This is a genomic window from Amycolatopsis ultiminotia, from assembly GCF_039536925.1.
Lineage (GTDB): Bacteria > Actinomycetota > Actinomycetes > Mycobacteriales > Pseudonocardiaceae > Amycolatopsis > Amycolatopsis ultiminotia.
In genome coordinates this window covers 56,630-76,770 of record NZ_BAAAZN010000012.1, presented here as the reverse complement: position 1 = coordinate 76,770, position 20,141 = coordinate 56,630, and the positions used below count along the sequence as shown (strand labels likewise).

The following is a 20,141-nucleotide window of genomic DNA, read 5'->3' as shown; positions in this document are numbered from 1 at the left end:
TCGGGGGCAGATCGTGGACGAGCAGACCGAAGCGCCGACGCTGGACCGGCCGGACATCACCGGCAGGCTGCCGCGGTACCGGCTCGTGCGCCAGCTCGCCGCGACGCAGATGAGCGAGGTCTTCGAGGCGGTCGACACCGGTACCGGCAAGGCGGTGGCGCTGAAGGTCGTCGGTCCGCAGTTCCTGCAGGTGCCCGGTTCCCGCGAACGGTTCGAGCGGGAGAGCCGGATTGCCAGGGACCTGGTGCACCCGAACGTCGTCAGGACGCTTGACGCCGGGCTCAGCGCCGACGGCACTTTCGGCCACCTCGCCATGGAGTACGTGCGCGGCACGAACCTCTCCCGGCTGCTCGGCACGCACCGGACGCTGCCGTTCGCAACCACCGTCACGATCGGCCGCGGGGTGGCCGCCGCGCTCGATGCCGCGCACCGCAGCCGGCTCGTGCACCGTGACGTGAAGCCGGGCAACATCCTCGTCGAGGAGCACACCGGGCATCCGTACCTGTGCGATTTCGGCATCGCCCGCCGGCTCGACCGCACGAAGCTCACCGCCAGCGGGGTGTTCGTCGGCACGGTCAGCTACGCCGCGCCGGAACAGCGGGACGGGAAACCGGCCGGTCCGGCGGCCGACGTGTACTCACTGGCCTGTGTGCTCTACGAATGCCTCTCCGGAGCGCCGCCCTACCACGTCGCCCTGGAGCACCCGGGTGCCGACGTGCTCGGCCGGGCATTGGACCCGGACCCGGCAGCGCGGCATCCGACGTGCGGCGCGTTGCTCGACGACCTGGTGGCCGCCACCGCGGCCGCCGAGCGCACCGACCGTCGCCGCAGGAGGTGGCTGCGTGCGGGCATTCCCGCCGTGGCGGTCGTGGTGGTCGGCCTGCTCGTCGCATGGCTGAGCACCGGTGGGCTTTCCGGCCCGGACGATGCCACGCTGGCGCGGCTGCCCACGGCCCTTCGCGACGACTGCGGGACGGCCGGCTCCCCCGCCGCCGGCGCGACCGCCACGATCACCTGCCACGACGCCACCGGCCGTGCCGCGACCACCGCCGTCTACGCCGAACCGAAACAGGCCGCCGACGCATATGCCGCACGCCTCTCTCCGTCTGGGGTCACCGCGAACCACGGTGACTGTGCATCAGGCAGCGGCGCCGAACACCGTTACCCGGCAACCGGTCCGGCCCGCGGACGGGTATTCTGCCAAGTCCGCGATGGACAGTCCACAGTGGTCTGGACAGACGATGCCGCGCGCACCGTGACCACGGCTGAAGCACCGGAAAGCGAGGACGCTGCGCTACGCCGTGCGTGGGCAGCGTGGACCGCCGCCCCGGCGTTCCCGACTGCGGACGAACAGGCGCTCACGCAAGTGGCCGCGGGAACCGCCTGTCACCGCAGTGCGCCGGCCGAACTCGGCGACTACCCCGGTGCCGTCGCCGGCCTCACCTGCACCCCGCGCGGCGCTGGTGCGCGAGAGGTCTCGTACTTCCGCTTCGCGGACCGGCCCAGCCTGCGCACCACGTTCGAAGGGCTTGTCAGCACCGCGAAAGCACCCAGCGGGAGCGGCTGCCCCGGAGCGCCGTTCCTCGGCACGACGCGGTTCGACTGGCTCAGCGTCGATCTCGGGCAGGTGCTCTGCCACCCCGGTCCGGACGGCACCGTCGCCATCGACTGGAGCATCGAGGCGTTCGGCATGATCGGCCACGTCACCGGCACCACCGCGGACCAGACCGGCGCGTGGTGGAGCGACTGGCATCTCGCCCCGCTCGGCCGGATCGTGAACGAGGTCAACACGCACGCCTCCCCCGCGTTCCCGAACCAGGCCGAAAAGGCGCTGCTGCAGCACGTTCCTGCCGCGTCCCGGCTCAACTGCGTGCGCCCGTCGGCGGGCCGGCAGTGGCAGGATCTCGGGGCAGTGGCCCCGGTCGCCGCGGTCGCCTGCGGGCGTACCAGCGGTGCCGGCCTCGTCGTGTACTACCAGCTGCCGGACCCGGCGACGATGAACCAGGTGTTCAACAGCTCCGGCGACAGTACGCAGGCGTGCACCGACCAGCCGAAGGACTTCTCCGCCGACCGGCCCTACACGCGCGGCGGCCGGACCGGGCGCCTCGCCTGCGGCACGGTCGACCCCGGCGGCGAGCGCTACCTGCAGTGGACCGACGACCAGACCGGCATCGAGGCCTTTGCGCATCGGGGCACCGAGCCGTTCGCGATGATCGACTGGTGGACCCACGACGCCGGTCCGGTCTGACGCAGGTGCCGGCTCAGCCCTGTACCGTGCCGCCGACCGAGGAACTCAGCTCGGTGTTGCCCGAGCCCGAGCCTGCCGCACCGGTGTGCACCGATTCCTTGCCGTCGAACACCGAGTACAGCTCGATGCTGTTCGCGCCCGAGCCGGAGTAGGAGATCTCCAGCGTCCACTGGTGCGCCTTGCCGTCGGCAGGCACGGTGATCGACTGCCGCCACGGCAGCTTCACCGAGCCGGTCTGCTTCGTGGTGCCGTCGACGGTATACACGATCTGCTTGAGCGCGCCGCTGCCGTCGGCGTTCAGCACGAGCGTGTGCGGCTGGCGGTCGGGAACCGCTTCGGAAACCGGGGCCGCGGACGACGACCGCGGGGGGGAGGACGGCGCGGGCCCGGTGTCCGGCCCCGAGGAGCATCCGGCGAGGACCGCCAGCAGAGCCACCGGCGCGACGGACAACCGGACACTGGTGCGAAAATTCATGCGCGAACGGTACCGGCCCCGGTGCGGGACCGGTCCCCCGATCGGAGAGGATCCGCGTTGACCGTCTTCCCCGCCGCCGAGTCCGCGCCGCCGAGCCCGACCCCGCCGGGCGCGCTCGCGGTACGGAGCCTGTCCGCCACCAAGACCGTGCTGCCGGCCGAACACGCCCGGTTGCCGTTCGGCCGCGATCCCGGCACGGACGGGGTGCCGGTCGGCCCCGACGACCGGCGGGTCAGCCGCGAGCACGGCTCGTTCACCTACCGCAACGGCTCGTGGTGGCTGCTCAACAGCGGCCAGACGCCGATCGAGTACGCCGCGACCCGGCGGCTGCACGCGGACGACGAACCGGTGCCGATGCCGCCGGGACGCACGATCCTGCTGCTCGTGGTCGGCACCGGCGGGCGGAAGCATCCGCTCGAGGTGTACGTCGCGGGCGCCGACCGTGACCGGCCGCCACCGGCCGCAGGCCCGACACTGCCCGCCCAGGTGTGGCGCCTCTCCGAGCGCGAACGACTCGTGCTGACGCTGCTCGGTCAGCAGTTCCTGCGCCGCGAGCACCGCCCGCAGCCGATGAGCCGCGGCCACGTCGCCGCCCTCATGGCCGAGCTGGAACCCGGCGAGGGATGGGACGAGAAGAAGGTCGACCGGGTCATCACCCCGGTCCGCAACCGCCTCTCCGCCGCAGGCGTGGCCGGACTCAAACGCGAAGAGGTCCCCGAACCGATCGGGAACTCCCTGAACCACAACCTGCTCACCGAGCTGACGATCCGCACCGCCACCCTCACCCGAGCCGACCTGGACCACGCAGAGAACCTCGACTGACGCACCACAACCCGGCCCGCCCCGGATTGGCGCGGCCCGGCCCGGCTCGGCGCGGCTCGGCTCGGCTCGGCGCGGCTCGGCCCGGCCCGGCGAGGCTCCCGGCCCGGCCCAGTTTGGCTGCCCGGCTTCGTCCGACCCGGCTCCCCGCCCCGGCCCGACTTGGCAGCGGGCCTGGCCCGGCTCGATTCGGCGCGGTTCGGCCCCGCGAGGCCTGGACCGGTTCGCCATGGCTCGGCGCGGCGGCGCGGCCTGGTCCCGTTTGGCTCGCCGCGGCAGCTTGCCAGGCCCGGCGCGGTTGGCTCGCCGCCCCGCCCCGGCCCGGCGGGTCTGGTCGGCGGCCCGATCCACCGGCTCGGACCGGCACGGCCGCGTGCCGGTGGCTCGGCGGTCTGGTTCGGCGAGCCCGTCCGGTGGTGGTCAGCCTTCCTTGGCCCACACCCGGACGGCCACCGCCACGGCGATGCCTGCCGCGCCGAGTGCGATGCCTGCGGCCGGGAGACCGGCTGCGATCAGGCCGAGTGCGGCGACGCCGAACAGTGCCACCTCCAGGATGAAGCGGGTCGGCTCCGGTGCGCGGCGTTTCGCCCGGGGTGCGATCACGAACGTCCAGATCACCGCGGCCAGTGCCGGCCACAGCACCGCGGCCAGCACGTCCAGCAGCACGTTCCCGCCGAGCCGGGCGCCTGCGACCGCGAGCCCGGCCAGCAGCGCCAGCTCTGTGCAGAACCGGACGGCGAGGACGAGTCCGGGGAAGCCGCGCAAAGTGGGTGAAGAGGTGCTCACCCCGGCAGCGTAACGGCAGTGCCGCCGGCGCCCGGACCGTGGCGGGCTTTTGCCCGGCGTGGGTTCACTGGTGCCCCATCCGCTGGGGGACCGAGAGACGAGACCCCGAAACGCGTACCAGTACTGGTCGTGTTCGCCACGGCCAGCGCGCTTTGCGTGAGCACGCCCGCGCTGGCCGCGGACGGCACCGTGCATGCCGCTGACCGTCCGCACCGCACCGGCCGCGACCCCTCCGACGACGACTGATGCGACCGCATCAACGCACAGAACTACGGCTTCACCGCCAGTGGCTCGACGACCGCCTACGCGCACTGGACGCAGATCCCCGCTCAGTGCCAGCACCCCGGCGACCGGAAAGCCCCCGCCAGACGGCCTGGGGCGTTGTCCGGTCCCGGTGTTTCACTGTGCGCAACCGGGCGGACCAGCCCGTACCACCGGACCACCGGCCCGTGAGGTCTTCGCCAACCGCCCGCGCTGCCCGCGAACCGCCGCCCTGCGCCGGGTTTCCGCACTCCACCAAGCTTTCCCCGGCGGTGCGGGTAATCGTCCGGACACCCAGCGTCAATTCTCCGGCCTCGTTCACAACATCTTGGCAACCGCCTTGACACCGGCTGTGGTCCGGACCACTCTCTCCACATTGGTCTACACCATTTGTCACTGAACGGCCGGGGCGGCCGGGCACCGAAAGGACGAGACAAGTGAAGCGCTGGCTCAAGCTGGCGGCGGGGGCCGCCGCCATCACGCTCGCGACGGCCGGCTGCGCCGGTTCCGGCGGGGGTGACGACGCCTCCGGTTCGGGGGGCGGACAGGGCAGCACGCTGACGGTCTGGCTGATGACCGGCTCCGCGCCGGACAGCCTTACCACGGCGCTGGACAAGGAGTTCGAGGCGGCCCACCCCGGAGTCAAGGTGGACTTCCAGATCCAGCAGTGGAACGGCATCCAGCAGAAGCTGACCACCGCACTGGCGAGCGACACGCCGCCGGACGTGATCGAGGTCGGCAACACGCAGACGCCCGCGTTCGCATCGCAGGGCGTGCTGGCCGACCTCTCCGGCGACGTGCAGAGCCTCAACGGCGCACAGTGGCTGGCCGGGCTCAAGGCTTCCGGCGAGTACGAGGGCAAGACCTACGGCGTGCCGTTCTACGCCGCGAGCCGCGAAGTCGTCTACCGCAAGGACATGTTCGAGCAGGCCGGCATCACCAAGCCGCCGGCCTCGAACCAGGAGTGGCTCGACGCGATCGCGAAGCTGAAGGCGAAGTTCGGCAGCGACCCGGAGTTTCAGCCGCTGTACCTGCCGGGCCAGAACTGGTACGCGCTGCTGTCGTTCATCTGGGACAATGGCGGCGACATCGCCAAGGCCGAGGGCCCGAACTTCAAGTCCACCCTCGACAGCGCGGGCGCGAAGGCCGGTCTCGACTTCTACAAGCAGCTCGTGGCGGCCTCCGGGACCACTGCACCGAAGGACAACGACGAGGCCAATCCGCAGCAGGCGGGCATCTACGGCGGCGGCAAGGTCGCGATGTTCGTCGGCACCCCGAGCGAGCTGCCGACCGCGGCGGAGACCGATCCCGGTATCACCGCCAAGACCGGCGCGTTCCCGATCCCGTCCAGGACCGCGGGCAAGAGCGCGCCGGTGTTCCTCGGCGGCTCGAACCTCGTCGTGCCGGTCAACAGCAAGAACACCGATCTGGCCAAGGACTACCTGAAGCTGCTGACCAGCGCCAAGTACATGACGCAGCTGGCCGCCGCGGGTGCCGTGCCGGGTACGTCCACCGACGTCAGTGCACTGTCCAAGGACCCGCTCGGCGCGGTGATGGCGCAGACCTCGAAGAACGGCCGTGCGGTGCCGGCCAGCCCGAAGTGGGGTGAAGTCGAGTCCGGCCAGAACCCGCTCAAGGACATGCTCACCGCGTACCTGACCGGGAAGAAGAACCTGGACCAGGCCACGGCCGACGCGAACACCGCCCTCGACAAGATCATCGGCGGATGACCGCGACGAAGGACGCGCTGCTGCCGGCGGGGACCACCCCGCCGGCATCGGCACGCGTCGGCCCCGCGAAACGGCGCTGGAGCGCCGAACGGATCACCCCGTACGTACTGCTCCTGCCCGCCGTCGCCGCGGTGCTGGTACTGCTCGGGTGGCCGACCGTGCAGATGCTCGGGATCAGTGTGCGCCAGCTCGACCTGCGCGAACTGGTGACCGGCAAGACCGTCTGGGTCGGGCTGAAGAACTACACCGACGTGCTGACCGATCCGGAGTTCTGGACGGTCGCGGTCCGCACGGTCGGGTTCACCGCCCTGCTGGTGGCCGCGACGCTGCTCGTCGCACTGCTGATCGCGGTGCTCATGCGCCACCTCAACCCGGTGCTGCGGATCTGCGTGCAGGTCTCGCTGGTGCTCGCCTGGGCGGTGCCGGTGATCGCGACGACCACGGTGTTCCAGTGGATCTTCGACCAGCAGTACGGGATCCTGAACAAGACGCTCGACAGACTGGGCTTCCACTCGTTCATCGGCTACTCCTGGTTCTCCACCGGCACGAGCACGCTCGTCGTGATCGGGTTGCTGGTGCTGTGGCAGGCCGTGCCGTTCGTGGCGTTCACGCTCTACGCCGGGCTGATCGGCGTGCCGCGCGAGCAGTACGAGGCGGCCGGGATCGACGGTGCCGGACCGTGGCAGACCTTCCGTGCGGTCAGCTGGCCCGCGATCCGGCCGATCCTGACCATGGTCACGTTCCTGTCCGTGCTGTGGGACTTCAACATGTTCGGCCAGGTCTGGGCGATCCGCCAGGGCGGACCGGACGGCGCCAGCACCACGCTGGCGATCCTGCAGTACCTCAAGGGTATCGCGGGCAGCCACTTCGGCTCGGCCGCCGCGATCGCCACCATCATGCTGGTGCTGCTGCTGGCCGTCACCGCCCGGTACGTGCAGCTGCTGGTCCGGACCAAGGACGGGGAGATCACGTGAGGAAGTCCCGGACCCAGCGGGTCACGCTCTCGGTGGCAGGTGTGCTGGTCGCGCTGGTGTTCCTGTTCCCGACGTACTGGATGTTCACCACCGCGCTCAAGACACCGGGCGAAATCCTGTCGCCGAAGTTCGACCTGTTCCCGTCGTCGGCGACGCTGGCGAACTTCGCCTCGGCACTCACCAAACCCGGCTTCGTCACCTACCTCGGCAACAGCCTGATCGTCACGCTCGGCGCGGTGCTCGCGGCACTCGTCGTCGGGGTGCTGGCGGCGATCCCGCTCGCGCGGTTCCGCTTCCGCGGCCGCAAGGGATTCCTGTTGCTGATCCTGGTCGCGCAGCTGGCCCCGCTCTCGGCGTTGTTCATCCCGATGTATCTGCTGATGCGCGATCTCGGACTGCTGAACACGTTGCCGTCGCTGCTGCTGGTCTACTTCGCCACGTCGCTGCCGTTCACCGTGTGGATGCTCTACGGGTTCGTCAACGGGATCCCGTACGACCTCGAAGAGGCCGCGATGATCGACGGCTGCAGCCGCACCGGCGCGTTCCGCCGGGTCACGCTGCCACTGCTCGGCCCCGGTCTGGTCACCACGTCGGTGTTCAGCTTCATCACCGCGTGGAACGAGTTCCTGTTCGCGCTGGTGTTCATGCGGGACCAGTCGAAGCAGACGCTGCCGGTGTGGCTGTCCTCGTTCCGCACCGCGTTTTCCGTGGACTGGGGCGGGGTGATGGCGGCCTCGGTGGTCTACGCGATCCCCGCGCTGGTGTTCTTCCTGATCGTGCAACGGAAACTCGTGTCCGGGATGACCGCGGGCGCGGTGAAGGGGTAGCCGATGGTGGATCTGCGCAGGTGGGCCGAAGCCGTGCTGCTGCCCGGTTTCGCCGGGACGACCGCGCCGGACTGGCTGCGCCGCAGGCTCTCCGGCGGCCTCGGCGGGGTGATCCTGTTCGGCCGCAACGTGGTGGACGACGAGCAGGTGGCGACACTGACCTCCGCGCTGCGCGCGGAACGCGACGACGTGGTGGTCGGGATCGACGAGGAGGGCGGCGACGTCACCCGGCTCGACGTCGCCACCGGCTCGTTCGTCCCCGGCCCGCTCGCGCTCGGCGCGGCGGGCGACCCCGAGCTGACCACCTCGGTCGCCGCGGCGCTGGGCGAACGGCTGGCAGCGTGCGGGGTCACGGTGAACCTGGCACCGTGTGCCGACCTGACGCTGGCGGCGGAAGACCCGATCATCGGTGTGCGAGCCTTCGGTTCCGATCCTGCCGTCGCAGCCCCGCACGTCGCCGCGTACGTGACCGGGCTCCAGAAGTACGGCGTGGCCGCATGCGCCAAGCACTTCCCCGGACACGGCGCGGCGACAGAGGATTCCCACGTCGCGCTGCCGGTGCTGCCCCGTACGCCGGACGAACTGCGCTCGATCGAACTGGTCCCCTTCGCCGCTGCGGTCCAGGCGGGCGTCCGCGCGGTCATGTCCGGTCACCTCGTGGTCCAGGCCTGGGGCGAGCAACCGGCGACGCTGAACCGGACCGCGCTGACCGACGTGTTGCGCGGAGAACTGGGCTTCACCGGCGCAGTGATCACAGACGCGCTGGAGATGGGCGCCGTCTCCGGCTCCTACGGGCGGCATGACGGCCTGGGTGACGCAGCAGTGCAGGCTCTCGTGGCCGGTGCAGACGCGCTGTGCATCGGCGGAGCAGCGTTCGATGCCTCGGCACTGGATCGGATCACCGCGACCATCGTCGCAGCGGTCGAAGAGGGCCGCCTTGCCGAAGAGCGACTCGCCGATGCGGCCGCCCGGACGGCATCGCTCGGCACCTCCCCCGCCGCCGCGCCGTTGCGGCCGGTGGACCGCACCTTGGGGCTCGAGGCCGCGCGCGCCGCACTGCGCATCACCGGCACGCCCCGGCTCACCGGCCCGCCGCTGGTCGTCGACGTGCACACCGACCCGACCATCGCGGCCGGGCCGATGCCGTGGGGCCTCGGCCCGCACCTCACCGAACTGGTGCCGGGAACCCGGGTACTGACCGTCGGGCCGTCCGACGCCGACGCCGTGCTGGCGGAGGCTCGCTCGTGGCGCAGCGTCGTGGTCGTCACCCGGGAGGCACACCGGCATCCGGCGGTACGGGACTTCCTCGCCCGGCTGTCCACTCTGGACTACATCAGGGTGGAAACCGGCGTGCCCGGACCGGATTCCGGTGCGCAGCCGAGGATCGACACGTTCAGCGGTTCCTCCGTGAGTCTCCGGGCGGCGGCGGAACACCTGGCCTGAGCAGCGACCGGCGGCGGCTCAGGCCCGGGGGTCCACCTGGATCTTCGGGCCCGCCGTCGCCCCGGACGGACGGTGCCCGGACAGGATCGCGGCCACCTCGTCGAGTCCGACCGTTGCCGCGACCAGCGGGCGGGGGTCGACGTCTCCGGCCGCGTAGGCCTCCACCGTGGCGGACAGGCCGGGCGACGCGCTCAGCACGCCGACCGCGGTCACGTCCTTGAGCACCGCGTTCCTCGTGTCGATCGGGCTCGGCCGTCCGGCGAGCCCGATGCAGACGATCCGGCCTGCGGGTTCGACGAGGTCCAGTGCCCGAGCGGGCGAGCCCGGATCGTTCGTCGCATCGACGACCGCGTCGAACGGGGGTTCCGGCGGCTCGGTCCCGGCCGGGAAGCCGAGTGCGCGGGCGAAGTCCACCGACCGCGCGGTGGCGCCGACCAGATGCACCTCGCAGCCGGCCGCACGCAGGAACTGCGCGGTCAGCAGGCCGATCGTGCCGGGGCCGAGCACCAGCACGCGTTCCCCGGCCGCCGCGCGCGCCGCCCGGCAGGCGTTGCCGCCCGGTTCGACCAGCGCGCCGAGTGCGGGTTCGAGCCCGGCGGGCAGTTCGTGCAGCGACCTGACCGGGACCGCGACTCGTTCCGCCAGTGCGCCGGCCCGGCCACCGCGGATGCCGACCTCCTGCCGCTGTGCGCACACGTGCTGGCGCCCGCCCCGACAGCGGCGGCACCGGCCGCAGCCGAGCATGGTGTCCCCGGTGACGCGGCGCCCCACCCAGGCCGGATGCACCCCGAGACCGGTCTCGGACACCGTGCCGCACCATTCGTGGCCGAGCCGCATCGGGTAGCGCGCATGCCCGTCGGCCAGGTACTGCATCTCGCCGGTGAAGAACTCGGCGTCCGTGCCGCAGACCCCGGCACACTCCACGTCGACCACGACCTCGCCGATCGCGGCGACCGGTTCCGGCACGTCCGCCACCTCGGCGGCGCCGGGCGCGGTCACCACGAACGCCTTCACCGGCGTGCCCTTCGCATGGGCCTGATGGTAGCCGTGCTCAGCCCTGCCGCAGGTGCTCCGCGGTCGCCGGATCGGCCGGGTAGAACGATTCGATCACCAGCTCCGCGACGGTCACGTCCAGTGGCGTGCCGAAGGTCGCGACGGTGCTGAAGAAGCTCAGCTCGGTGCCCCGGTGCCGGTAGCGCAGCGGCACGAAGATGTCGCCGGGGCCGGGGATTTCGACCTCCGGCACGGGCTGCGCGCACGGGTAGCCGCGCAGTTCGGTCAGCAGGTCGGACAGCACCGGGTCGGCGGTCTGCTCGACCTGGCGGCGCAACCGGCCGAGCAGGTGCGCCCGCCACTCCCCCAGATTCAGCACGTACGGCGCCATGCCGTCCGGATGCAGGGTGACGCGCAGGACGTTGACCGGGCCGGTGAGCAGATCCGGCGACACACCCTCGGTGAGCAGTGCGAGGCTCCGGTTCGCGTCCACGAGGTTCCAGGACCGGTCGACGACCGCCGCCGGATACGGATCGTGTCCGGCGAGCAGCCGCCGGACCGCGTCGCGGACCAGGGCCATCTCCGGCGCGGCCAGTTCCGACTCACCGTAGGCCGGCGCGTATCCGGCGGCGAGCAGCAGCCGGTTGCGTTCCCGCAGGGGCAGGTCGAGGTGCTCGCCGAGGCGCAGCACCATCTCCCGGCTGGGCCGGGAACGACCGGTCTCCACGAAGCTCAGGTGCCGGGTCGAGATGTCCGCGGAGATCGCGAGGGCGAGCTGGCTGATCCGGCGTCGGTCACGCCATTCCCGCACCAGCTCGCCGACCGGGGCCCGCACCGTTGTCGTCACGTCGCAAGACGCTACGACCTCTGCTGCCGGATGACCATTACCCCGCGGGTAATCGGCCGCGGTTACCTTCCGGGTAATCGACCCGGCGCACCCGTCGTGGTCAGGATTGCCGTCGAATTCGTTGCCCGCCAACGCAAAGGAGCACTCCGGTGTCCGACGTGACGACGACCGTCCGGCAGTACCTCGCCGTGTGGAACGAGACCGACCCGCACCGGCGGCGCGCCAGGATCGCCGACCTGTTCGATCCGGCCGCCACCTACACCGACCCGTTGGGCGAGGCCACCGGCCACGACGCCATCGACGGTTTCATCGGCGGCGCGCAGGCCCGGTTCGCCGGGATGGCCTTCACCCTGCCTGCCCCGCCGGACGCACACCACCACCTCGCCCGCTTCCACTGGCACCTCACCGTTGCGGACGCGACCGAACCGGTCGCCGTCGGCTTCGACGTGGTCGAACTGGCCGACGGCCGGATCACGAAAGTGCACGGATTCCTGGACAAGCTCCCCGCCTGACCACGACCGGGGTGGCGGCCGGCCGGCGCACCGCCCGGTAGCCACCCCACCGGGCGCCCGGCGGCCCCTCCGCCCGGTCTCCACTCCCCGGTGCGCCGCGACCACTCCGCACGCCCGCAAGGCCGGCCCCTGGCACGAGCTCGCGCACCGGACTGCGCGGGTTGCGCACGCGCCGGTCCAGACCAGTGTCACCGGCTGATTTCCCGTTCGCACAGCGGGTTTCCATCGGGAACCGGCATGCGACCACGGTGGTCTCGACCACTGCCGCGAGGGTTCAGACCACCGTCACCGGGCGGCGTGCCGCGGCCAAGCCGTCCCCGGCGAGCGGAGTGCTCGAGCCGGGGTCCTCCCCGCTCTGTCCGTGCCCCGTGGGGCGCCTGAGAGTTTCACCCGCGTGGATAAGCCGGGCTTGCACCGTCGGCGGTGCCGGTGGGTGGTTTCCCGCCGGAACGCTTTCCAGAGGCGTCTCGTCCGCGCGGTCCGGGGTGCCTGAGAGGTTCCGGGGAGGACTTGCTCCTTCGGCGCCGAGCTCGTGGATGGCGGGCTCGGTCTCTCCCGCGCGGGTTCGTCGACCGCACGGTCAGTCTAGCCGTGCGGTGCTCAGCCGGTGCGGCGGGCGTTGCGGCGCTGGGTCAGCTCGTCCGGCACGTCCGCCTCGACGACGCCACCGTCGGCACGTTCGGCCGGGAACTCGTGGATGGTGCCGCTGATCTCCTGCATCGCACCGCTCACCGCGATGCCGAACACGCCCTGTCCGCCCTGCAGCAGATCCACGATCTCCTCCGGCGAGGTGCACTCGTACACCGTGGTGCCGTCGGAGAACAACGTCACCCTGGCCAGGTCCCTGACCCCGCGCAGACGCAGGTGCTCGACCGCGACCCGGATGTTCTGCAGCGACACCCCGGTGTCCAGCAGCCGCTTCACGACCTTGAGGACCAGGATGTCCTTGAACGAGTACAGCCGCTGCGATCCCGAACCGTGTGCGGTCCGGATGCTCGGCCCGATGAGCTTCGTACGTGCCCAGTAGTCCAGCTGCCGATAGGTGATCCCGGCGATCTGGCAGGCCGCGGGTCCGCGGTAGCCGACCAGTTCGTCGGGCAGCGAGGCGTCCGGGAACAGCTCGCCCTGCTCGCCGTCCGCGGCACGAACAGGCGGCCTCTCCGGACTACCAGCCTCGACCACGCAAGCCTCCCCTCGCCCGACCCGGCGGCCGGCGAACCACAGCCGGCCGGGCCCAGGAGCGGGATCGACCGGGGAGCACCGCCACGACCAGACGCAATCGGCGAATCACATCGTGGCGATTTACCGCCTTCGACGGTAAGGCCGCGCCGCGGGCCGGTCAACGCGACGCGCGGCTGACCTCAAGCCCGTGTGGAGAGTTGGCCCGTTCGCCGTACCGGTGGCACGTTTTACTCAGTCATGTTAGTTTTTACTCATGCAAGTAACTCCGGATACCCAGGCCGAGCTCGGCCTCAGCATCACCGAAGCCACCACGAGGGCACAGATCGTCGGGGCGACGATCGCGACGATCGCCGACCACGGATACCCGCGTACCACCTTCGCGCGGATCAAGGAGCGGGCCGGGCTGAGCAGCACCCGGCTGATCTCGTACCACTTCACGAACAAGGCCGGGCTGATGCAGGCCGTGCTGAGCACCGTGACCGAGATCAAGACGCAGTACCTGCAGCAGCGCAGCACCGGCATCGACCCCGGCGATCGCGCGGCGAACCTGCGCGCGTACCTGGAGACGTCCGTGGCCTTCCTGCGCGACTACCCCGAATGCGTGCGGGTACTGCTCGAAATGGCCGCGCACTCCGACGATCGCGACGGCTGGGCGATGGCAGGGGTGACGCTCACCCAGATGCGGACCGGGTTCGTGCAGCGGCAGCTGGACCAGGGCCGGCGCGAGGGGGCGTTCGGCGACATCGCACCGGAGGTGGTCGCGCTGGCGATCGCACAGGCGGTGGACGGCGTCGCGGCGGCCTACGCGGCCGATCCGTCGATCGATCTGGACCGCTACGGACGTGAGCTGGCCGATCTGTTCGAGCGCGCGACAGCGCCGCAGTAGGCGCCGGACGAAACGGCGGAAAGCGGAACCGGATGCCGGTGCAGCCCGGTGCGCGCGCAGCTGTCGTCCACGCTCACCGCGGGCTCACGTGTCGGCGCCGCGGAAATCCTCGGGAGACACCGAATCGAGGAACTCGCGGAACTTCTCGACCTCGTCCTCCTGCTCGTCCGGGATGATCAGGCCCGCTTCCTCCAGCACCGCGTCCACGGCGTGGATGGGGACCCCGATCCGCAGCGCGAGCGCGACCGAATCGCTGGGGCGCGCGGACACCCGGATGTCGCCGTCGAAGACCAGTTCCGCGAAGAACGTGCCTTCTTTGAGATCGGTGATCACGACCTGTTCCAGCTCCCGGCCGAGTGCGCCGATGACCTCTTTGAGCAAATCGTGGGTGAGTGGCCGGGCAGGCCGGACTCCCTGCTGCTCGAGGGCGATCGCGGTGGCCTCGACCGAGCCGATCCAGATCGGCAGGTACCGCTCGCCCTCGGTCTCCCGCAGCAACAAGATCGGCTGATTCGCGGGCAGTTCCACCCGCACACCGACGACGCGCATCTCGCTCATCGGGCTTCGCCTCCCTCTCGTGCACACGGGCTGCAGCGCTTGCGACGTACTCGCGCCGTTGGTTTCGACGCTACCCGTCATCCGGGCGCTGTGCTCGCTAGTGGCGGACATTCTCGGTTCGCGGCGCCGCAAACCGTCTCTCACGGTACGGCATACGGGCGCGAACATTCAGGCATTGACATGCACCGTGAAGTGGTTCTCACGCTGCGGAACCCGCGTTCAGCCGCCGGTGACCCCCCGGATCCCGGCCTTCACCAGCAGCGTGTGCAGGGTGACCGACAGCGCGGCCAGCTCGCGGACCACCTCGTCCGCCCGCGCTTTCGCGTCCTCGTCACGATGCCGGTACACCGGGGTCACGATCTGCTCCAGCAGGCCGACCTCGCGATCGGCCGCGGCGCGGAACGCACGCAGATGTCTCGGCTCGATACCGAATTCGGTCAGCGCCCGCGCGGTGCGCGCGATCAGCACCGCCTCCGGCCCGAAGAACCCGGCCGAACCGGGACGAAGCAGGCCGTACTGGCACAGCTGCGCCAGCGTGGCCTCGTCGATCCCGGCACGCTCCAGCAGGTCCTCCTGGGTGAGCCGGGTGTCCGGCCCGGCCTCGAAATCCGCGGCGGCGGGCAACCCGGCCGCGCTCGGATCGCCCAGCGGCACGAGCCGGCGCGGCAGCCGCGGCGCCGCCGGGACCGGTGCGTCCGGCTCGGTCCCGGCGTCCGCGGCGTCGAGCTGTTCCTTGATGACCTTCAGCGGGAGGTAGTGGTCGCGCTGCGCGGACAGCACGAACCGCAGCCGCTCCACGTCCGCCGGGGTGAACTGGCGGTATCCCGAGGGAGTGCGGCCTGGCCGGACGAGGCCTTCGGCCTCCAGGAACCGGATCTTGGAGATGGTGACATCGGGGAAGTCGCCGCGCAGCTGCGCGAGCACCGCCCCGATGCTCATCCCGTCGCGCCGGGCCTGGAAACGACCGGGCTGCCCGGCCGCCGTCACTGTGCCCCCTGGCCCCCGTGCCCCGGGCCGGTCAGGAAGACCAGGCGGAACTTGCCGATCTGCACCTCGTCGCCGCCGGCGAGCACGGCCTGGTCGACCGGCTCGCGGTTGACGTAGGTGCCGTTGAGGCTGCCGACGTCGATCACGACGAACTCGCCGCCCTCACGCCGGAATTCGGCGTGCCGGCGGGAGACCGTGACGTCGTCGAGGAAGATGTCGCTGTCCGGATGCCGTCCCGCGCTCGTGGTGTCGCGGTCCAGCAGGAAGCGCGAACCCGCGTTGGGGCCGCGCTTGACGACCAGCAGTGCGGAGCCCGGCGGCAGGGCGTCGACGCCCTGTACCGGTGCCTCCGCGGCCGGCCCGGACTCCTGGCCTTCGACATCGGCCAGGAAGTCGGCCCGGAAGACAGAGGTCCGCTCCGGAGACTGCTCCGGGGGAACGCCGGGCCCGTCGTTCGTGCTCACCTGGGCTCTCCTCTACACAAGATGTTGTCATCGACCGAGAACGTCGGCTGTCAACGTACCGTGCCTGATCGGTCCGGGACCCCGCGGCTCCCCCGAACCGATCAGCCCTGCACGAGGGCCCGGTACGCCTCGGCCTCGAGCAGTGCTTCCGGGCTCGCGGGATCGTCGAGGCGGAGCTGCACCAGCCAGCCCTCGCCGTAGGGATCGGAGTTGATCAGCTCGGGCGATTCGGCGACCGCGTCGTTGACCGCGACGATCTCGCCGTCCACCGGCGCGAACAGCTCGGACACGCTCTTGGTCGACTCGACCTCGCCGAACACCTCGCCCGCCGCGACCCGCCTGCCGATCTCCGGCAGGTCGACGAACACCACGTCACCGAGCTGGTCCTGGGCGTACTCGGTGATGCCCACCCGCACCAGCGAGCCGTCGCGGCCGGCGACCCACTCGTGCTCCTCGGTGTAGCGCAGCTCTTCCGGAGTGGTCAACGCCCTCCCCTTCCTGGTACCGGACTGTTCGCGGGCAATCTTCCCTCACCGGGTGCGCAGCGCGCGCACCACCTGGACCACGTACAACGCGCCTGACCACACGTAGAGCACGCCGCCCCAGATCATGAACGCGTAGGCGATCGGACGGGCGACCGCGGCCACCGTGGAGCCGCCCTGGGTGAGCAGCAGGAACGGGAACGCATACATCAGCACGAAGGTCGCGCCCTTGCCGATGTAGGTCACCTCCGGCGGGGCGAACCCGGCGCGGCGCAGCACGAGCACGCAGATCCCGAGCACCAGTTCCCGCAGCAGGAGCGGGACCACGACCCACCACGGGATGATCTCGCGCAGCAGGAAGGCGATCAGCGTGGCGAGGATGTAGAGCCGGTCCGCGGCCGGATCGAGCAGCCGGCCGAGCCTCGACATCTGGTCGAGCCAGCGCGCCAGCTTGCCGTCGAGCCAGTCGGTGAGCGCGGAGAAGATCAGCAGCGCGAGCGCCCAGCCGTCCTCCTTCGGACCGAGCAGCAGCCAGAGGAACACCGGCACGCCGGCCAGCCGCAGCAGGGAAAGCAGGTTGGGGATGGTGCCCGCCTGCCGCCACAGGGACGGCTCGGTCTTGGGCTCGGGCGCCGTGGTCACCCGCTCAGCCTAGAGCGGCCGGTCCGGCGCCCGGACGCAGCCACGTCCGGCCGGCGGCCACGCCCCGCTGAGCCCACCCCCGGCGAGCACTCAGCGCTCGAAGAAGTCGAGCACGGCCTCTTTGAACCGCCTGCCGGACACCGCGTTGAAGTGGTTGCGCCGCCCGAGCGAGACGAACGGCGCGTTCAGCGCCGCGGCGAACTCGGGCGCGTCCGCGGCCACCTCGTCACTGTCGCCCGCCGCGAACAGCACCGGGCACGGCGGCGTGCCCTCGATGCGGTGTCCCGCGATGCCCTCGGCGCAGGCTTCGAGACCCTGTCCGGACAGCGCGGCCTGTACGCGGGCCAGCTCCGCCCGACCGGCCGGTGCGCCGCCGATCCCGCCCAGAGCCAGCCTGCCGATCCGCCCCGGCGCGAGTCCGGCCAGTTCCCAGCCCACCAGGCCGCCCATCGAGTAGGCGACTGCGTCCACTTCGGACAGACCGGCCTCGTCGAGCACGCTCAGGACGTCACGCGCCAGCCCGTCCGGCGAGTATCCGGATGCGGGCCGCCCGCTCTGCCCGTGTCCACGCAGGTCGACCAGGACGTGGCCACGGTCCTGCACGGCGCGCACCCACCCGGTGCGCACCCAGGTGCGGTCGCTGTCGGAGGCGAACCCGTGGACGAACAGCACCGGCCGCGGGCCGGCCGCGGTGTCGTACCAGATCTTGGTGCCGTCGGCCGCGGTGGCGAACACGGCTCAGTCCTCCGGCAGGGTCAGCCGAACCCGGCGCGCGGGCTTCTTCTCTTCCGGCACGGTGCCGACGATTCCGGCCTGCTCGTCGGCCACGGTGAAGGTGACGAGCGGTTCGCCGACGCCCAGTTCCTCGTCTTCGCCGACGTGCAGCCGCGTGACCCGACCGGACTGCGGGGACGGGATCTCCACGGCCGATTTGGTCGTCTCCAGCTCGACGAGCGGGGTGCTGCGCTCCACCCAGTCGCCCTCGGCCACCAGCCACTCCAGCACGCGCGCGCTGATCAGGCCCTCGCCGAGATCGGGAAGGGGAAAGGTCGCTTCAGCCACGGCGGTACTCCAAGGTGGTCTGGACGGCAGTCAGGACGCGGTCGGCACTGGGGAGGTACTCGTCCTCGAGCGCACCGGACGGGTACGGCACGTCGTAGCCTGCGACGCGCTGCACCGGGGCGCGCAGCTCGGCGAAGCAGCGTTCGGTGATCAGCGCGGACACCTCGGCGCCGAGTCCGGCGGTCAGCGGCGCCTCGTGCACCACCACGGCGCGTCGGGTGCGGGCCACCGATCCGGCGAGCCCGGTGGCGTCGATCGGCTTGAGCCACCGCAGGTCCACCACTTCGAGTTCGACTCCGTCTTCGGCGGCGAGCTCGGCGACCTGAACACAACGCGCGACCATCGCACCCCACGCGACCAGCGTCGCGTGCTTGCCGGGACGCACGACCCGGCTGCGGCCGACCGGCAGCGTCTCGGCCGGTGCGGTGGGATCGAACGCCTCGCGGTGCCAGTACCGCGACTTCGGTTCGAGGAAGATCACCGGGTCCGGATCGGCGATCGCCTGCCGGAGCAGGTGGTAGCCCTCGGCGGGCGTGGCCGGCGAGACCACCTTCAACCCGGGTACGTGCGCGAACAGCGCCTCGAGGCTCTCGCCGTGGTGTTCCGGGGCCTTGATGCCGCCGAAACTGGGCAGGCGCAAGGTGATCGGCATCGCGTGCACGCCCCGGCTGCGGTAGTGCATGCGGGCGACCTGGTTGACGATCTGGTCGATCGCGGGATAGCTGAACCCGTCGAACTGGATTTCCGGCACCGGCCGCCATCCGGCCATCGCCAGCCCGACCGCCATGCCCATGATCCCGGACTCGGCCAGCGGCGTGTCGAACACGCGCTGCTCACCGAACTTGCTGCGCAGCCCGTCGGTCACCCGGAAAACGCCGCCGAGGACGCCGACGTCCTGCCCGAAGACCAGCACCCGGTCGTCGTCCTCGCACGCGTGGCACAACGCGAGGTTCAGCGCCTGCTGCAAGGAGAACTCAGGCATCGAGGGACTCCTTCCACGCTCGCTGCTGCGCCAGCAACGCCGCCGTGGGCTCGCGATAGACGAACGAGAACAGTTCCTCGGCCGGTCGCGGCGTGAGCGCCTGCAACCCCTCCCGGACCCGCTCGACCACCTCGGCCGCGTACTGCTCGGCCTCGGCGAGGTCGGCTTCCGGCAGCCGGCGCGCGGCGCGGGTGATCGGGTCGCGCCCGGTCCAGGCCTGCTCGTCCTCCAGGCTGCGGTAACGACCGGGATCGTCCGAAGTGGAGTGTGGTCCGAGGCGGTAGGTCATCGCCTCGATCACCGTCGCCCCGCCGCCGTCGCGGGCCCGGTCGAGCGCGGCACGCGTCGCCTCGAACACCGCCTCCACGTCGTTGCCGTCGACACGGACGCCTTCGATGCCGTAGCCGCTCGCGCGGGCGGCCACGGAACCACCCGCCACCTGCCGTGCGGCCGGCAGGGAGATCGCCCAGCCGTTGTTCTGGCAGAAGAACACCACCGGCAGCCGGTAAACGCCGGCGAAGTTCATCGCCTCGTGGATGTCGCCCTGCGAGCTTGCGCCGTCGCCGAAGTAGGTGATGGCCGCGCCACCGGTCTCGTCGAGCTTCGCGCCCATCGCCCAGCCCACGGCGTGCGTGACCGGTCCCCCGACGACCGCGTTGAACGGCGCGAGCCGCGAGGCCTGCGAGTCGTACATCCCGCCGTGCCAGATGTTCAGGTGCGTCGACAGGTACCCCACGAGGTCGACGCCCATCGCGACCGCCACCCCGAGCTCCCGGTAGGTGGGGAAGGCGAAGTCCCTGGCCGGGTCCAGTGCGGCGGCGCTGCCCACCTGGGCGGCTTCCTGCCCCTTCGCCGGCGCGTACGCGGGGAGCACGCCCTGGCGCTGGAGCGCGATCGCGTCCTCGTCGATCCGCCGCGCGAGCACCATCAGGCGGTGCAGCCGGCGAAACTCCCAGTCGTCCATGACCGAAGCTTCCGCAG

Annotated in this window: 22 protein-coding genes and 1 riboswitch; of the genes, 8 read left to right on the top strand and 14 right to left on the bottom strand. The window is 71.3% G+C overall.

Annotated elements, in window-relative coordinates:
• The first annotated feature begins 13 nt into the window (after positions 1-13).
• Entirely contained in the window at positions 14-2,248 is a 2,235-nt protein-coding gene (locus ABD793_RS25855) for a serine/threonine-protein kinase (RefSeq protein ID WP_344864430.1), read from the top strand.
• A 13-nt stretch (positions 2,249-2,261) separates the two neighbouring features.
• On the opposite strand, the gene ABD793_RS25850 is transcribed toward ABD793_RS25855, so the two are convergent.
• A complete protein-coding gene (locus tag ABD793_RS25850; RefSeq protein ID WP_344864429.1) occupies positions 2,262-2,723 on the bottom strand; it encodes a hypothetical protein in 462 nt (153 codons plus the stop codon).
• 57 nt (positions 2,724-2,780) lie between these two features.
• Between ABD793_RS25850 and ABD793_RS25845 the strand changes: the two genes are divergently transcribed.
• Positions 2,781-3,545 carry an FHA domain-containing protein gene (locus tag ABD793_RS25845; protein WP_344864427.1) on the top strand — a complete coding sequence of 255 codons (765 nt, stop codon included), beginning with the start codon at positions 2,781-2,783 and terminating at the stop codon, positions 3,543-3,545.
• 417 nt (positions 3,546-3,962) lie between these two features.
• On the opposite strand, the gene ABD793_RS25840 is transcribed toward ABD793_RS25845, so the two are convergent.
• Entirely contained in the window at positions 3,963-4,328 is a 366-nt protein-coding gene (locus ABD793_RS25840) for a YrdB family protein (RefSeq protein WP_344864425.1), read from the bottom strand.
• Between the two features lie 698 nt (positions 4,329-5,026).
• Here ABD793_RS25840 and ABD793_RS25835 point away from each other — a divergent pair.
• From ABD793_RS25835 to ABD793_RS25820, 4 genes are read left to right on the top strand one after another with little or no spacing between them, the layout of a single operon-like run.
• A complete protein-coding gene (locus ABD793_RS25835) occupies positions 5,027-6,319 on the top strand; it encodes a sugar ABC transporter substrate-binding protein (RefSeq protein WP_344864422.1) in 1,293 nt (430 codons plus the stop codon).
• Positions 6,316-7,293: a carbohydrate ABC transporter permease gene (locus ABD793_RS25830; RefSeq protein ID WP_344864420.1), complete on the top strand. Its 978-nt coding sequence runs from the start codon at positions 6,316-6,318 to the stop codon at positions 7,291-7,293. The genes ABD793_RS25835 and ABD793_RS25830 overlap by 4 nt, the downstream gene beginning before the upstream one ends.
• Positions 7,290-8,120 carry a carbohydrate ABC transporter permease gene (locus ABD793_RS25825; protein WP_344864418.1) on the top strand — a complete coding sequence of 277 codons (831 nt, stop codon included), beginning with the start codon at positions 7,290-7,292 and terminating at the stop codon, positions 8,118-8,120. The genes ABD793_RS25830 and ABD793_RS25825 overlap by 4 nt, the downstream gene beginning before the upstream one ends.
• Before the next feature lie 3 nt (positions 8,121-8,123).
• Complete coding sequence (locus ABD793_RS25820) at positions 8,124-9,563, top strand: glycoside hydrolase family 3 protein (protein WP_344864416.1); 1,440 nt, start codon at positions 8,124-8,126, stop codon at positions 9,561-9,563.
• 18 nt (positions 9,564-9,581) lie between these two features.
• Here the strand turns inward: ABD793_RS25820 and ABD793_RS25815 are convergent, their stop codons facing one another.
• The gene (locus ABD793_RS25815; protein ID WP_344864414.1) at positions 9,582-10,577 is read right to left on the bottom strand and encodes a zinc-dependent alcohol dehydrogenase; all 996 of its coding nucleotides are present in this window, start codon (positions 10,575-10,577) and stop codon (positions 9,582-9,584) included.
• A 37-nt stretch (positions 10,578-10,614) separates the two neighbouring features.
• Positions 10,615-11,403, bottom strand: coding sequence for a helix-turn-helix domain-containing protein (locus ABD793_RS25810; RefSeq protein ID WP_344864412.1), 789 nt, complete (start codon positions 11,401-11,403; stop codon positions 10,615-10,617).
• Positions 11,404-11,552: 149 nt separating this feature from the next.
• Here ABD793_RS25810 and ABD793_RS25805 point away from each other — a divergent pair, with 149 nt between their 5' ends.
• A complete protein-coding gene (locus ABD793_RS25805) occupies positions 11,553-11,915 on the top strand; it encodes a nuclear transport factor 2 family protein (protein ID WP_344864410.1) in 363 nt (120 codons plus the stop codon).
• A gap of 466 nt (positions 11,916-12,381) precedes the next feature.
• Positions 12,382-12,483, bottom strand: a riboswitch (glycine riboswitch).
• A gap of 32 nt (positions 12,484-12,515) precedes the next feature.
• Here the strand turns inward: ABD793_RS25805 and ABD793_RS25800 are convergent.
• Positions 12,516-13,097: a MerR family transcriptional regulator gene (locus ABD793_RS25800; RefSeq protein ID WP_344864408.1), complete on the bottom strand. Its 582-nt coding sequence runs from the start codon at positions 13,095-13,097 to the stop codon at positions 12,516-12,518.
• A 253-nt stretch (positions 13,098-13,350) separates the two neighbouring features.
• Between ABD793_RS25800 and ABD793_RS25795 the strand changes: the two genes are divergently transcribed.
• Positions 13,351-13,983: a TetR/AcrR family transcriptional regulator gene (locus ABD793_RS25795; RefSeq protein WP_344864406.1), complete on the top strand. Its 633-nt coding sequence runs from the start codon at positions 13,351-13,353 to the stop codon at positions 13,981-13,983.
• Between the two features lie 84 nt (positions 13,984-14,067).
• Here ABD793_RS25795 and ABD793_RS25790 read toward each other — a convergent pair whose 3' ends face one another.
• From ABD793_RS25790 to ABD793_RS25750, 9 genes are all read right to left on the bottom strand, one after another.
• A complete protein-coding gene (locus tag ABD793_RS25790) occupies positions 14,068-14,541 on the bottom strand; it encodes a bifunctional nuclease family protein (RefSeq protein WP_009078856.1) in 474 nt (157 codons plus the stop codon).
• A gap of 219 nt (positions 14,542-14,760) precedes the next feature.
• Positions 14,761-15,528, bottom strand: coding sequence for a transcriptional regulator FtsR (gene ftsR / locus ABD793_RS25785; RefSeq protein ID WP_344864403.1), 768 nt, complete (start codon positions 15,526-15,528; stop codon positions 14,761-14,763).
• Positions 15,525-15,992, bottom strand: coding sequence for a glycogen accumulation regulator GarA (gene garA / locus ABD793_RS25780; RefSeq protein WP_184777820.1), 468 nt, complete (start codon positions 15,990-15,992; stop codon positions 15,525-15,527). Before garA ends, ftsR begins: the two co-directional genes overlap by 4 nt.
• A 101-nt stretch (positions 15,993-16,093) precedes the next feature.
• Positions 16,094-16,477 (bottom strand): glycine cleavage system protein GcvH, encoded by a 384-nt coding sequence (gene gcvH / locus ABD793_RS25775; RefSeq protein ID WP_344864399.1) that lies wholly within the window; start codon positions 16,475-16,477, stop codon positions 16,094-16,096.
• A gap of 45 nt (positions 16,478-16,522) precedes the next feature.
• Entirely contained in the window at positions 16,523-17,116 is a 594-nt protein-coding gene (clsA, locus tag ABD793_RS25770) for a cardiolipin synthase ClsA (protein ID WP_344864397.1), read from the bottom strand.
• Positions 17,117-17,206: 90 nt separating this feature from the next.
• The gene (locus tag ABD793_RS25765) at positions 17,207-17,851 is read right to left on the bottom strand and encodes an alpha/beta fold hydrolase (protein ID WP_344864395.1); all 645 of its coding nucleotides are present in this window, start codon (positions 17,849-17,851) and stop codon (positions 17,207-17,209) included.
• Between the two features lie 3 nt (positions 17,852-17,854).
• Entirely contained in the window at positions 17,855-18,178 is a 324-nt protein-coding gene (locus tag ABD793_RS25760) for a biotin/lipoyl-containing protein (RefSeq protein WP_344864393.1), read from the bottom strand.
• Positions 18,171-19,160, bottom strand: coding sequence for an alpha-ketoacid dehydrogenase subunit beta (locus ABD793_RS25755; RefSeq protein ID WP_344864391.1), 990 nt, complete (start codon positions 19,158-19,160; stop codon positions 18,171-18,173). Before ABD793_RS25755 ends, ABD793_RS25760 begins: the two co-directional genes overlap by 8 nt.
• The gene (locus ABD793_RS25750) at positions 19,153-20,124 is read right to left on the bottom strand and encodes a thiamine pyrophosphate-dependent enzyme (RefSeq protein ID WP_344864389.1); all 972 of its coding nucleotides are present in this window, start codon (positions 20,122-20,124) and stop codon (positions 19,153-19,155) included. Before ABD793_RS25750 ends, ABD793_RS25755 begins: the two co-directional genes overlap by 8 nt.
• Positions 20,125-20,141: the final 17 nt, after the last annotated feature.